Source organism: Gemmatimonadaceae bacterium, from assembly GCA_035606695.1.
Classification (GTDB): domain Bacteria; phylum Gemmatimonadota; class Gemmatimonadetes; order Gemmatimonadales; family Gemmatimonadaceae; genus JAQBQB01.
Genome location: DATNEW010000037.1, coordinates 1 through 10,306, shown reverse-complemented (window position 1 = coordinate 10,306; position 10,306 = coordinate 1). Strand labels below are relative to the sequence as shown.

Below are 10,306 nucleotides of genomic sequence, written 5' to 3'. Positions count from 1 at the left end.
GTTGATCGCGCCGACTATTTCTCCGCGCGGCCCCTTCAGCGGCCGAATGTTCACGATCACAGTCACGCGCGTGCCGTCCGGTCGAAGGATGACGACTTCGCCGTTCGTAACCTCCGAGACTCTTCCGTCCACGACTTGGGCCATCGGACACTCGTCGTGTGGCATGAAAGTGCCGTCGGGACTAAACATTTTGTGGGATCCGCAAAAGCGTTCGTCGGTGTCGCCCAATTCGGGCGAACGGCCCCAGAGCTCCGCGGCGCAACGATTGAAGTCCTGAATGACGCCAGCCGTGTCGATGGAGTACACGGCCGCAGGGCTGAATTCGAACAGGAAGCGATAGCGATCTTCGCTGAGCGCTTCGTTCCTCGGCAGCGACGATGGGAAATTCGAAATCATAGCGAAGCCTCCATGCGGATTTCCGCGTTGGTGTAACGCGCAGCAAAGGAGGTTCGCGCGAGCCGGTGGGGTATGGCTCAGGTTCTGCTCAGGAGCCGCCGCCGTGTCCGTTCCAAGAAACGACACTACGACTCGGACAGCATACGCCTTCGAGCGAGCGCCTGCGAGTTGATCGACGCTTGGGGCGTTCGTCTGAGGTCGCAACTCATCGCGGATAGAGCAGCGTGAAGACGAACCGCAAACCCCACTCCGGCCCGGAATTCGGTGCCTCGAAGTAATAGCGTGCGCCGGCGGCCCAGCTCACGAGCTGATCGCCAACGCGCGTGACCTTGCTGTAAGTGAAGTTCGCGGGCACGGTCCATTGTGAGCTCTCCCAGTCGTAGCTCGACTCGAAGTTCACGGTGAGCGTGCGGCCGCCGCCAATCCCTTTTGCGAGAAACGGTTGGAGAAACGTCGAGCTGACGTCCGCGCGCGAAGCGTCGCCTGCGAACGACACCACGTGATTCACGAGCGCGCCATACGTCCAGCCCTCGGCCGTCTGTTTCAGCGCCACCGCCGTCGGCCCCGCGCCCCACTTCTGGCTGCCAAGCGCGTCGTCGCTCGCCGTCGGTAGAGAGAGCACGGGCCCGACGCCCCAAGTCCAGCCTCCGGCGGTCGATGCTCTGGGCGAGAAGAAGAGACTCTGGACCAGGTCGCCGATACCCGATTGGCTACCGCCAGACGGAACGGCGTCGTCTTGCGTGATGACGGGCAGGATCGTGCGCGAGATCATGTTCCAGTTCGCGTCGATCGAAACCGGAATCACCGGTTGCACGTTGAGCAGCGTGCGGTCGCCGTCTTCAGGGCCGATGTCGAAGTCGTGATTGAGCTGAAACGGAACACTGATCAGGCTCGAGACGGGATTCGAGAGCTGCTTCGCGAGCTCGTCCTCGCTTTGGCCGTGGCCGGCGCCGGGAAACAGCAGCGACGCCGCGAGCAAAGCGGCTGCTTGGCGCATAGTCACTAGTCCACGGGTCCTTTCGAGCATCGGGCACTCCACCGGCCGAGCCGGATCAGTTGCGAGGCAGTGTCGTGCCGTCTGGCTGGGTCCTCAAGCTTAGCCCGTGGCGCGATGATAGGCCCTCGGGTGCCGCGTCTCGTCCGAGCCGTCAGGATCTGAGTTGGTCGGGCCGCCAACCGTGGAGGCCGCGAATGCCGGCGTGCCGATTGTCGACACGGCTCTTTCCGGTGATGCTCCACAAAGCATCGCGTTAGGAGTTACCCTCGGTTTGTTACTCGGCAAGCCGCTTGGCGTGTTCGCGCTCGTCGCCGCTGCTCAGCATCCGGGTCTCTGCGCCGTGCCTGCGGATATTGGGAGAAGGGGACTTGGTCTGGTAGCCGTGCTCGCTGGAATCGGCTTCACGATGGCGATCTTCATCGCGAATCTCGCATTCGAGTCCCCGGCTGCCCTCGATACCGCGAAGCTAGCCGTACTCGTGGCGTCATCCGCGTCCGCCCTGAGCGCAGTCGTGCTCGGATGGATTTGGTTCGGCGATTCCGCTGGGACAGGTAAGGACTGACCTTGCGGAACTTCGGCGTCGAACGCTAATCAGCGGCCTGTTTAGCGCGAAATGCGAATCCTACGCACGCCTTTTGACCTCGACACGTTCTTTGTCGATCTGTCTCGCGCGCCACGAGCGGTGTTGATGCTCGACTACGACGGCACGCTCGCGCCGTTTCGCCGCGAGCCAGCCCGAGCCGCGCCGTACCCTGGCATTGTGCCAGCGCTAGACGAGCTCACGGCGAATGGTCGAACGCGCCTCGTAATCGTGAGCGGTCGATGGACACGCGACCTGCTGCCGTTGCTTGCGCTGCGCGAACGTCCTGAGATCTGGGGCGTTTATGGGTGGGAACGGCTCTTTCCCGACGGCAGCTACGTAATCGGGGCTTTGCCGGAGGCAGCACGCGCTGCCCTCGTAGTCGCGGACGGATGGGCGCAGGATTTGATGGCGCTCGGTGCGCGCGAGGAGCGGAAACCTGCGAGCATCGCGTTTCATTGGCGCGGTCGACGCGAGCAAGAGATCGGCTCGATTCGCGAAGCGCTCGTGCACCGATGGACGAAATTGGGTCGCCCCTCGGCGCTCGCTCTTCGCGATTTCGACGGCGGTATGGAATTGTGTGCGACCGGCCACGACAAAGGTGACGCGGTGCGCACGGTCGTGGCTGAAGCCGGCTCGGACGCCGTCATCGCGTTTCTCGGAGACGACTATGCGGACGAGGACGCGTTCCGCGCGGTTCCCGACACCGGCGCGGCCGTGCTCGTCTCGCACGCGCTACGACAGACGGCGGCCCACCTTTGGCTGCAACCGCCGGGTGAGCTGCTGATGTTTTTGCGACGGTGGCGCGCCGCACAGAGGGGATAGACCGGGCCGGGTTGCTGCCCAATCTCACCGTGGTAGAGTTGCCTTAGGGTGTCTCGCCGAGTTTTTCGGTGCGACAGGATTCAGGGTTGGTCGGGCCGCCAGCCGCGCGCCGGTGCGACCGTGAATCAACTCGCTACAACTCGTCGTCCTGGACGCATCGATTCCGAGATGCGTCCAAACCACCGCGCTGACGCTCGCTATCTCGATCAGGGCCTAGCTGAGCTACGACTCGATGCACCGCGGTCCAATGCGTTGCCCGTGAGCCGGTGCGATTAGTCCCGACGGGTCGCGCGCGTCGTACTAAGACACGCGCGACGCGCCGTCTTCGACGGCAAGGTGTGCTCTGGCCTGCCGCGAGCAAACCAATGCGGCGGAGCTGGAACTCGCGCGCGGCGGCCGCCGATGCGACTCCCGGCAAACGCGGCCCAAGGAGTGCTTGATCAGTGAATCCGCTCATCATCGTTTCCCACCGCGTCAACCATCCTCAGAGCTCGACCGCGCCAGGCGGCTTGGCGGTCGGCGTGCTTTCGGCGCTTCGCCAGTGCGGGGGGACGTGGGTGGGGTGGAGCGGCACCCTCGCCGATGAGCCTCGGAGCTCGCCGCGCGTGAGCGAGGAAAGAGGCATCCGATACGCCATGGTCGACCTGCCGCGAGCGGAGTTCGACGCGTACTACTCGGGATTCTGCAACGGGTCTCTTTGGCCGCTGTGTCACTACTTTCCCGGGCGTCTCCGCTATGACGTCAACGAGTACGCGGCATATCAGGCGATCAATCGCCGCATCGCATCCGTCGTCGCGCGGCTCGGAAGCACATCGAGCCCCATTTGGGTCCACGATTATCAAATGATCTCCGCGGCCCGCTACCTGCGCGCCGACGGAATGAAAGGACCGCTCGGCTTCTTCCTGCACATTCCATTTCCACACATCGAGGTTCTCCGCGTTCTGCCGGTATACACCGAGCTCGTTCGCGATCTCTGCCAATACGATCTCGTCGGTTTTCAGACAGAGCAGGATCTGCTGGCGTTTCGGTCTGCGGTCAGCGACGTTTTCGGCGAGCAAGCGAACAGCGCAACGCACGTCGTCGCCAACGGGCGCAACGTCGGTGTCGGCGTGTTTCCGATCGGCGTCGATGTCGACGGCATCGCCGCACGCGCGGCAGTCGCGCAGGGAGACGATCAGGTGCAGCGTCTCGTCGCAGGCCTGCTCGGTCGCAAGCTGCTGCTCGGTGTCGATCGTCTCGATTACAGCAAGGGACTCGTCGAGCGTTTCGCGGCCTATCGGCGTTTGCTCGAGTCGAGTCCCGAATATCTCGGTCAGATCACGTATATCCAAGTCGCGCCTCTGAGCAGGATGAACGTAGCCGCGTACGTCGAGATCCGCGATGCGCTCGAGAAGGCGGCGGGTCACACGAACGGGCAATATGCGGATACCGACTGGACTCCGATTCGATATCTGAACAGGGATTTTCCGCACGACGTACTGCTCGGCTTCCTGCGGCGCGCCAACGTCTGTGCAGTCACGCCGGTCCGCGACGGCATGAATCTGGTCGCTAAGGAGTTCGTCGCGGCGCAGGATCCGGAAAATCCCGGCGCACTGGTGCTGTCGAACATGGCGGGAGCGGCGCGCGAGCTCACCGACGCGCTACTCGTGAGTCCGTATGACGAGCACGCCGTGGCTGCAGCGCTGCGCGAGGCGCTCGAGCTGCCCCTTGCGGAGCGCCGCGCACGGCACGCGAAGATGCTGGAGGCCCTCCATCGCAACACGATCCGGCATTGGCACGAATCCTTCATAGCTTCGTTGCGTGGCCAATGCGGCTGAGAGTCGAACGCGATCAACGTCTGTCTGCGAGCCGGCAGTCCAGATCCCTGTATCCGGATGACGCGCGTGCACGCGCAGACATCATGCGGTGGCTTTGCTGGGAGCTCGCGCTTCCTGCCGGTCCTCGAGCGCCATTTGCGGGACAGACGCTACATGGTCGGCGACGCCCTCACGCTCGCCGACTAGTGATCCGAAGCGCGTCGTCGATAGCTAACCGAGGAATCGATGGTCGGGGTGAGGCGATTTGCGTTCCTACGCCGTTGCAGATCGTCGTCGCCAACCTCACGGATCAGACACAGCCCCTGCGCCCTCACCCAGCGGGACGCACTAGCAGCGCAGTACCGGTCGGCTCACCGCTCTTGTAGTGTCAGCCGACGGGGATAGCGAGGGGAGCGTCCGATGAGACTGTCGTTGCGAGCGTGGATGGGCAGCGCGTTGCTTGCGTGCGGGCCGGTGTACGCCGATGGCGTGACGATCACGTTGACCGGCCAGTCGATGATTCGCTCGGACCTTCGCGCGACGGCGCCAGACGCCGTCCCGAGAATCCGGCCGCTGCTGCGCGGCGACGTCGTTTTCACGAACTTGGAGGGAGCGATCGCCGAGCCAGGACAATCGGTGACGGGCGGTGGGCGGGGATTTCTCGCGCCGGCGGAAGCGCTGGACGCGCTCGGCACGCTCGGTTTCAACCTGCTCGCGTTGTCGAACAACCACGCCTTCGATCTCAACGAGGTGGGCATCGACAACACTCTGCGAGAAGTCGAGCGTCGCGGCATCGCGCACGCCGGCGTGGGCGCCACGCTCGAGCAGGCCGCGTCGCCGGCCTACCTCCGTGTCGGAGACATGACCGTCGCACTCGTCGCGAGTGCCTCGGGGCTCATTGCCGAGGGCGGTGCGGCGCGCGCGGACGGCCGCGGAGTGAACGAGTTGCGCGTGATGGCCGGAGATGTCGTCAACGAGGCGAACGCGGACCTGCCCGGTGCGCCGGCCAACGTTCCGAATCGCGAGGACGCTGCGCGCATTCTCAATGCCATCCGCGAGGCGAGGGCGCGTGCAGATCTCGTCGTCGTGTATCAGCACAACCACGTGTTCGGGAACAAGTCGTTCAGCACGATTTTTTCCGAGGGCATGGCCGAACGGCTCGCGCCGAACAAATGGCTCACGGATTGGACACACGCGGAGGTGGAAGCCGGCGCCGACGTCGTAGTCATGCACGGTGCGCCGCTGTTGCACGGCGTCGAGATCTTTCGCGGCAAGCCGATCTTCTACTGCCTCGGCAATTTCATCTACAACGTGCCCCCGGCTATCACGTACATCTCGGAACCGATGAGCTGGGAAAGCGTGGTCGCGTATCTCGAGTTCGAGGAGAAGACGCTCCGCTCGATCATGCTGCGGCCGATCGCACTCAACTACGTCGGCAACGGCCAGCCGGACGTTCACAGCCAATACACGAGCAACGAGTTCTTGCACACACGCGGCCTGCCGTCGGCAGCAGAAGGCCCGCAGGCGCGGTACATCCTCGAGCGCGTCGCGGAATATTCGAGGCCGTTTGGAACGCGGCTCGTGATCGGCGACGGCAGCGCGAGCATCGAGCTCGGCAACGAGCACGTAAACGTTGGGAGGCAGGATAATGGACCATAGTCGTTCCGCTCGCTTTCGCGAGTTGCTCGAGAAGCCGCCGTTCGTGTGTCTTGGTGCGCACGATGCGGTGACAGCGAAGCTCGCCGAGCAGGCCGGGGCGCCCGCAATCTACGTGAGCGGCTTCGTTGCCAGCGCAATCGTCGCTGGGCAGCCCGACTTCGGCGTGCTCACGCAGACGGAGATGTTCGAGCACATCCGCCGCATTTGCCGTGTCACGACGGTGCCTGTTTTCGCCGATGCGGACACAGGCTACGGCGGCCCGCTCGATGCGCAGCGCACGATTCAGCTGTGGGAGGAGGCCGGCGCCTCCGTGCTGCACTTGGAAGATCAAGCCATGCCGAAGAAGTGTGGGCACTTTGCCGGCAAGGAGCTGATTCCGGCGGAAGAGATGCAGCAGAAGCTGCGCGCAATGCTGGAAGCTCGTCGCGATCCCGATTTCTTCGTCGAGGCGCGCACCGATGCGATGGGTGTCACCGATCTCGATGACGCGATCAGGCGTTTGACGTCGTACGCAGCCGTTGGCGCCGACGGGCTCTACGTCGACGCGCCCCGCAACGTCGATCAGCTGAAGGAGATCGCGCGGCGGCTCAAGCCGCTTGGCAAGCCTTTGCTTTTCAATATGGTCCGCTCCGGCAAGAGCCCATACCTATCGCTCAAAGAGGTGTACGAGCTCGGGTTTGACTACGCGCTGTGCCCCGTCGAGCCCATGCTGGCGATGCACAAAGCCGTCAAGGAGATGATGGAAACGTTCATGAGCGCGGGTTGCACGACGAATGCAATCGCGGACCGGCTCACGCCGTTCGAGGAGTTCAATGACTTCATCGGATTGCGCCACGTCGCGGCGCGTGCCAAGCGCTTTGGCGCGTGAGCTCATGTCGTCGATCGTCGTCACGCGCCAAGGTCGAGTCGCCGTCCTGACGTTGAACCGGCCGGACCACGGCAATCGCTTGACTACCGCTCTCGCCGCCGAGCTGGCGGCAGCGCTTCGCGCGGCACGCGACGACGCCACGATCGGCGCATGCGTGCTCACTGGCGCCGGCGATGTTTTCTGCCTAGGCGGTGACTACCGCGGCGCCGGCCCAACCGACGAAGGCCGCGCCGCGTATGCCGACGCGTTGCTCGACATGGACGAGGCGATGTCGCAGCTCGGCAAGCCGCTCGTCGCCGGCGTGAACGGTGACGCGCACGCGGGTGGTTTCGCCGTGATGGTTGCATGCGATCTCGCGGTCGCGGCGGACGACGCAACGTTCGGCCTACCGGAAGCTGCGAACGGCCTGTTCCCGTTCATAGCACTCGCGACGGTGCGCGATGGGCTGCCAAAAAAGTTGTTGTTCGAGATCATCTACCGCGCCCGCTTCATGACTGCCGCGGAGGCATCGTCGTTGCATCTGATCAACGAGGCGGTCGCGCAGTCGGAAGTGCTGTCGCGGGCCGTGGCGCTCGCGGAGGAAGCGTGTGGCCACAACCCCGAGATCGTGGCGCTCGGCCGGGATCTCTACTACGAAACACGCGCGGCGCGTCCGAAGGAGGCAATGGCGGCAGCGCGGCAAGCGTTATTAGCTGCGCTCGCCGCCGCGGACCGTTCGCGGCGTTAGCCGTGGTCAGACAAACGGAGCGGTCGGTCCGGATTTCGTCGCGGTTCGATGCCGATCACTCGCGGGTGAGACCTTCGGCCAATTACTCCGAGCGCGCGTTTGCTGGCTTCCTGCGTAAAGCGCGGTCGGTTGGCCGCGCCTCAAATCAAGACGAGGAGCGTTTTATGCACATCTGGAGGACGGCCATTGCAGTGTTAGCGTACGCCTTCGCGGTTTGTTCCTTGGCGCAGACTGGCCCGTTGTTGGAAGAGGCGAGAATCTCGATCAACAGCGGCGCGGACGCGGACGGCTCGTTGATCGTGCGAGTCACGCCATCGGGCGGCGTTCCCAAAGAGGCGACGGTCGCGCTCAAGAGAGGCATGGGCGAGAACGCCATCGCGGAGGCGATTGCGACGGCCCTGCGGCCGGTGCTCGCCCCGACGTACGAGTCCGACAAGGACGGCGGCGAGCACGTGAAGATTCGCAAGACGGATCGCTCCGCGCCGAACTTCTCCGTCGCGGTGATGTTCAACGTGCCCGGGTTCTCGGTGATCATCGACAGGTAGCGCGGTCGCGGCGTGGCATAACGCGCTTCGAGAGAGCGAGACGCTCGCGCTGCGCGATCGTCTGTTCGAGATCGTCGGCGGTTGGCTCGCGTCCCTCGACAGGGCGCAGCGTTTTCAGCAACTATGGCCGGAGCGTTTCGCAGTCACTGGGGCCGACAGGGATCGTCGCGCAGCTGGAGATCTTTGGCATGCGCGCAACTCGGCTCTCTGTATTCGTCGCAATCGCCACTATCGTGACTCAGGTCTCCGCGCAGGAGCGCCGCGATGAGCAGGCAGAGGCGTCTGGTGCGGCGGTCTATGCGAGGTATTGCGCGGCGTGCCACGATCCGGCCGGCGAGCGCATCCCGACGCGCGCTGCGCTGGCCGAGATGTCGCCGGCGCGCATTCTGCGTACGCTCGACTTCGGCTTGATGATGAGCATCGCGTACCCGATGAAACGCGACGAGCGCGAAGCCGTCGCGGCGTTTCTCGGCAAGGGCCGCGATGACGCCGCGCTGCCGGCGAGCGCGTTCTGCGCGCCCGACGTCAGGATCATGTCCGGGGGCTCGCAAGCGAGCTGGACTGGTTGGGGGCCTTCCCAAGACAACGCCCGTTTTCAACCTCCCGAACGAGCGAATCTGCGCGCGGCCGACATCGCGAAGCTCGAGCTCAAATGGGCGTATGGCTTTGCGGGCGACGTGATCGCGTTCGCCGCGCCGACCGTGCTCAACGGCACATTGTTCGTCGGTAGCGCCGGCGGTGCGGTGCAGGCGCTCGACGCCAAGACCGGCTGCCTGCACTGGGTCTTTCGAGCGAACGGTCCTGTGCGCGCGGCGATGACGGTCGCGACGCAAGACTGGCAGCGTACGCTGGTGTTCAGCGACCAGAACGGTGGCGTCTACGCCGTCGATGCCGCAAATGGCGCGCCGCGCTGGCAAACGCGCGTCGAAGAGCACGAGGCGGCGCGGCTCACGGGCTCGTTCGCCGTGCACGACGGCGTCGCGTTCGTCCCCGCCGCGTCGTGGGAAGAGACGCGCGCGACCGACCCCGCGTATCCATGTTGCACGTTCCGCGGCAGCGTCACGGCCGTGCGAGTGACCGACGGGTCCGTCTTCTGGAAGACCTATCTCGTCGACGTGCCGATACGAACGGGGCGGACCGCGACAGGCACGCCGACGTTCGGCACGTCGGGCGCGGGCATCTGGTCGACGCCGACGGTCGACGAGCGGCGCGGCCTGCTCTACGTCACCACGGGCGACAACTATTCGCACCCGGCGACGGCGACCAGCGATGCCGTCGTCGCGCTCGAGCTCGCAACAGGCCGCATCGTGTGGTCGCAGCAAACGACGCCGAACGACGTATACAACTCGTCGTGTGGAAGCCGCGGCTCGAACTGCCCCGAGCACGCGGGGCCGGATCACGACTTCGGCTCTTCGGCGATCTTAGTGCGCGCACCAAACGGCGCCGACATCCTCGTGGCGGGACAAAAATCCGGCGTCGTCTATGCGCTGGACCCCGCGAACCGCGGCGAGGTGCTATGGGAGACTCGCGTCGGCAACGGCGGAACCAACGGAGGAGTGCAGTGGGGACCGGCGAGCGACGGCCGCAAGGTTTACGCCGCCGTTTCCGACGTCGTGCGTTTGCGGAGCGTGAGCGGCGCGTTACCGATCGGTTCCGCGCCACTCGATCCGAATGAAGGCGGGGGTCTCACAGCGCTCGACGTCGTCACGGGTAGCCGCGTCTGGTTCGCGCCGGGCGCGCCGTGCGTTCCGCCGCGCTTGGGTTGCAGTCCGGCGCAACCCGCCGCCGTGACGGCGACTGCCGACGCCGTGTTCTCGGGGTCGATCGACGGCCATCTGCGCGCTTTCGCGACTGCCGACGGCAAAGTCCTGTGGGATTTCGACACCGTGCGCGACTACACAACCGTCAACGGT

General features: G+C 64.8%; 10 protein-coding genes. 8 read left to right on the top strand and 2 right to left on the bottom strand.

What is annotated here, in order from left to right:
* Together VN706_20525 and VN706_20520 are read right to left on the bottom strand one after the other, a co-directional pair.
* Positions 1-396 (bottom strand): PAS domain S-box protein (locus tag VN706_20525; GenBank protein HXT18028.1); only part of this gene is annotated, 396 nt, incomplete at its 3' end.
* A 205-nt stretch (positions 397-601) separates the two neighbouring features.
* On the bottom strand, positions 602-1,393 hold the full coding sequence (locus tag VN706_20520; GenBank protein HXT18027.1) for a hypothetical protein: 792 nt from the start codon (positions 1,391-1,393) through the stop codon (positions 602-604).
* A gap of 202 nt (positions 1,394-1,595) precedes the next feature.
* Here VN706_20520 and VN706_20515 point away from each other — a divergent pair, with 202 nt between their 5' ends.
* The 8 genes from VN706_20515 to VN706_20480 all read left to right on the top strand — a co-directional run.
* The gene (locus VN706_20515) at positions 1,596-1,955 is read left to right on the top strand and encodes a Na+/H+ antiporter NhaA (GenBank protein HXT18026.1); all 360 of its coding nucleotides are present in this window, start codon (positions 1,596-1,598) and stop codon (positions 1,953-1,955) included.
* Positions 1,956-2,006: 51 nt separating this feature from the next.
* A complete protein-coding gene (gene otsB / locus VN706_20510) occupies positions 2,007-2,798 on the top strand; it encodes a trehalose-phosphatase (protein ID HXT18025.1) in 792 nt (263 codons plus the stop codon).
* A gap of 443 nt (positions 2,799-3,241) precedes the next feature.
* A complete protein-coding gene (locus VN706_20505) occupies positions 3,242-4,615 on the top strand; it encodes a trehalose-6-phosphate synthase (GenBank protein HXT18024.1) in 1,374 nt (457 codons plus the stop codon).
* A 399-nt stretch (positions 4,616-5,014) separates the two neighbouring features.
* A complete protein-coding gene (locus VN706_20500; protein ID HXT18023.1) occupies positions 5,015-6,253 on the top strand; it encodes a CapA family protein in 1,239 nt (412 codons plus the stop codon).
* Positions 6,243-7,121 (top strand): isocitrate lyase/PEP mutase family protein, encoded by an 879-nt coding sequence (locus VN706_20495; protein ID HXT18022.1) that lies wholly within the window; start codon positions 6,243-6,245, stop codon positions 7,119-7,121. Before VN706_20500 ends, VN706_20495 begins: the two co-directional genes overlap by 11 nt.
* A gap of 4 nt (positions 7,122-7,125) precedes the next feature.
* On the top strand, positions 7,126-7,848 hold the full coding sequence (locus VN706_20490) for an enoyl-CoA hydratase/isomerase family protein (protein ID HXT18021.1): 723 nt from the start codon (positions 7,126-7,128) through the stop codon (positions 7,846-7,848).
* 221 nt (positions 7,849-8,069) lie between these two features.
* Positions 8,070-8,393: a hypothetical protein gene (locus VN706_20485; protein ID HXT18020.1), complete on the top strand. Its 324-nt coding sequence runs from the start codon at positions 8,070-8,072 to the stop codon at positions 8,391-8,393.
* 233 nt (positions 8,394-8,626) lie between these two features.
* A partial coding sequence (locus VN706_20480; protein HXT18019.1) for a PQQ-binding-like beta-propeller repeat protein occupies positions 8,627-10,306 on the top strand: 1,680 nt, incomplete at its 3' end.